3 protein-coding genes and 1 pseudogene are annotated in these 2,793 nt (G+C 36.2%); all 4 read left to right on the plus strand.

All coding sequences use genetic code 11. The features are described 5' to 3' along the window. A pseudogene (locus K5S59_RS30015) lies at positions 1 to 272 on the plus strand (AAA family ATPase); the annotation flags it as partial. Between the two features lie 15 nt (positions 273 to 287). Beyond that, positions 288 to 1,724: a TadA family conjugal transfer-associated ATPase gene (locus K5S59_RS30020; RefSeq protein ID WP_000264620.1), complete on the plus strand. Its 1,437-nt coding sequence runs from the start codon at positions 288 to 290 to the stop codon at positions 1,722 to 1,724. Further along, entirely contained in the window at positions 1,717 to 2,649 is a 933-nt protein-coding gene (locus K5S59_RS30025; protein WP_000555804.1) for a hypothetical protein, read from the plus strand. Before K5S59_RS30020 ends, K5S59_RS30025 begins: the two co-directional genes overlap by 8 nt. 1 nt (position 2,650) lies before the next feature. Continuing rightward, positions 2,651 to 2,788 (plus strand): hypothetical protein, encoded by a 138-nt coding sequence (locus tag K5S59_RS30030; protein WP_220784150.1) that lies wholly within the window; start codon positions 2,651 to 2,653, stop codon positions 2,786 to 2,788. Positions 2,789 to 2,793: the final 5 nt, after the last annotated feature.

Consider the following 2,793-nt stretch of genomic DNA (forward strand, 5'->3'; position numbering starts at 1 on the left):
TAGAAGAAGTAGTGCTAACATTGCCTCGTATGATTCATGTTTTAAATATGGCAGTTGAGGATTATGTAGAAGGTATTGAAAAGCTATCTTCCCAAAAAATTGCAGTGACAATTCCGTATGACAGGGAGCGTACGAGTTATGAATGGGGGATGCAGTTTGGTTCCCCGCAAATTAATACAAAGGTCCATCACATTATGGAAGCAGCTGGTCTTGATATTCCAACCCAGCATACATCCTCTATGAAAAAGGGTCTCTTTGGTTTACGAAATTAAAAGGGAGGCAGTAGTATGTGGGGCTATTTACAGGGAAAACAAGTCGCCTTAAAGCGAAATCGAGTTGATTTATATCATTTTGGTTATATGATTCGTTCCAAATCAGCTCGAAAGTTAGGAACAACTACAGCTCAACAAATTAAAGATATCACGGATGAAATTCGTGCATTTTTAGTAAAAGACCATCGTGATATTTTAAGCGAATCTTTTATGAATAAAGAAAAGAGAGCAGCTGTAGAACAAATCATTAAAAGTTTTCTATTAAGTAATCAAGTCGTCATTTCAGATGTACCTTCTGAACAATTATTAAATATGGTATGTGATGATATTGTGGGATTTGGAATTATAGAACCTTTAAAAGAAGATCAGGATGTAACCGATATTTATATCAATGGTACAAAAGAAATTATTTACGAAAAAATTGGAGAGGGAGAGTTAACATTCCCTTACCGATTTGAGACGGAAGAAGAGGTAAAGGCTTTAGCCTATAAGATGGTAAATAGTACGTCAGAGTCATTAAATACAGCAAAACCATATGTGGACTGCGTGTTTCCCTATATCCGTATCAATATTGCTTTAGATGAACTTGGGGGACTCGGGACAACAATAACGATTCGTAAGAATGCAGATCATCTTCGTGCTTCTGAAGAGCGAATGTTATCTACTAATCAAGCGTCAAAAGAGATGTTGGACTTTTTGGCTGCAGCCGTGAAAGCCAAAATGAATATTCTAGTCGCTGGAGCAACAGGGACAGGGAAATCAGAGTTTATGAAATTTCTTGCTTCTCATATTCCGAAAGGAAAGAAAAAAGAACGTACTCTTGTAGTAGAAGATAACCCTGAATTATATTTGCATCGAATTTTTCCAGAACATCACTTTGTTCCGATGCAATGTAGGGCATCGGAAGTAGAAGAAAATGCAATTGATTTTGATAGATTGTTAACGAATGCACTACGTCAAGGACCAAAGCGATTAATTGTAGGGGAATCGAGGGGTAAAGAAGCATTAAAAATGATTAACTTTTTCCAAACAGGCCACCCTGGCTTTACCTCTGTCCATGCAAGAAGTGCCATAGAAGCAGTCAGACGTTTAATGCTCATGTGTCTGCAAAGTGGTGCGAATATTGATGCCCAGTATTTATATGAATTAATTTCACAGACATTCGATGTGATTGTCTTTTTAGAAAAGAAAGATGATGGGAATCGTTATATTACAGAGATGATTGAATTATTAGATTATCGAGGTGATATACAGTTTAATGAACTTTCTCAGTTTATCCCGACATACGAGGAACAGGATGAGATAAATGAAAGCATAGGAAAAATTCATGGACAGCACATTATTACAGGGAAAATGTCAGCTAAAATGGAGAAAAAATTCCGTTCTGCTACTTCTGTAAATCCAGCTCTTTATGCACCGTTCCTATCACAACAGGAGGTGCAGTATGCATAGTTTGTTCGCCTATGGATGTATATTATTAATCTTTATTAGTGTAGTATTACTTGTTTTACTTTTTGCAAAATCTAAAGGTTCTGCACTTTCCCAATTTGTACAAGAAAATGAGAAAGAAGAAAGGCGCTTGGAATTAAGGAATATTAAAGGCATACGAATGTATCTTCCACAATCTGTTATCCAAGAAGCCCAAAAGTACGAGTGGAAATTGACGAAAAGCATGTACTGGGTATATACGATTCTTTCGGGAATGAGTATAGCAGCAATATTCTACTTCTCATTTGGAAGAGATCCTTTTACCCTGATTTCTGCTTTATGTGGATTTTTAGTTCCGAGATTTCTTCTCTATCGAAGAAAAAAACGTTACTACTTGGTTGTCATTGACCGTCTCTCTATTTATATGAAGGCAGTAGCGAATGCGCTTCAAATTAGTAATAACGCTAAACGCGTGTTAGTACAAGTAAAGCCAATGATGCATGAGAGTATTCAAGAAGAAATAGAAAAAGTTTCTCTTTTATTAGAAGGTGGAACTACAATGCACCGTGCATTTAAAGGATTCAATGAAACTTTTAATTTTAGAGAATTGGTTTTCTTCCATGAAATGTTGGAAGTGTGTAGTCGAGAAGGCGGGGCGAATTCAGTACAAGTCTTATTAGATATTGCAGAAGATTTCGAAAAACAAAAGCTATATCTGGCAAGATTACGTTCTAGTTTGTCGCAAGCACAACGTGCGTTTGTACAGAACTGCTTAATCGTGATTGCCATGCCGATTGTGATTATGTTGATGTCAAAAGAAGCATATGGATTTTTAGCAGGTTCTATGATGGGGAAAATTGCATTAGCGGTAAATATGTTAATTGTCTTTTTCTTAGCAACCCGTGTAGAAAAGATTGCAAATTATAATCCAACAGAAAGAGGGGAATAAAGTGGCTACGATTTTAGCTTTAGTGGTATTCGTTGTCATGTACTGGGTATTCTCTACCTTTCTACAAAGTAAAAAAGACAGCGGTAGCCTACTTACAAACTATGTAGAAAATGCAAAACGAATTGAAAAAAAGAATTAAAATCA

It is taken from the genome of Bacillus sp. BML-BC051 (assembly GCF_019656175.1).
GTDB lineage: Bacteria > Bacillota > Bacilli > Bacillales > Bacillaceae_G > Bacillus_A > Bacillus_A mobilis.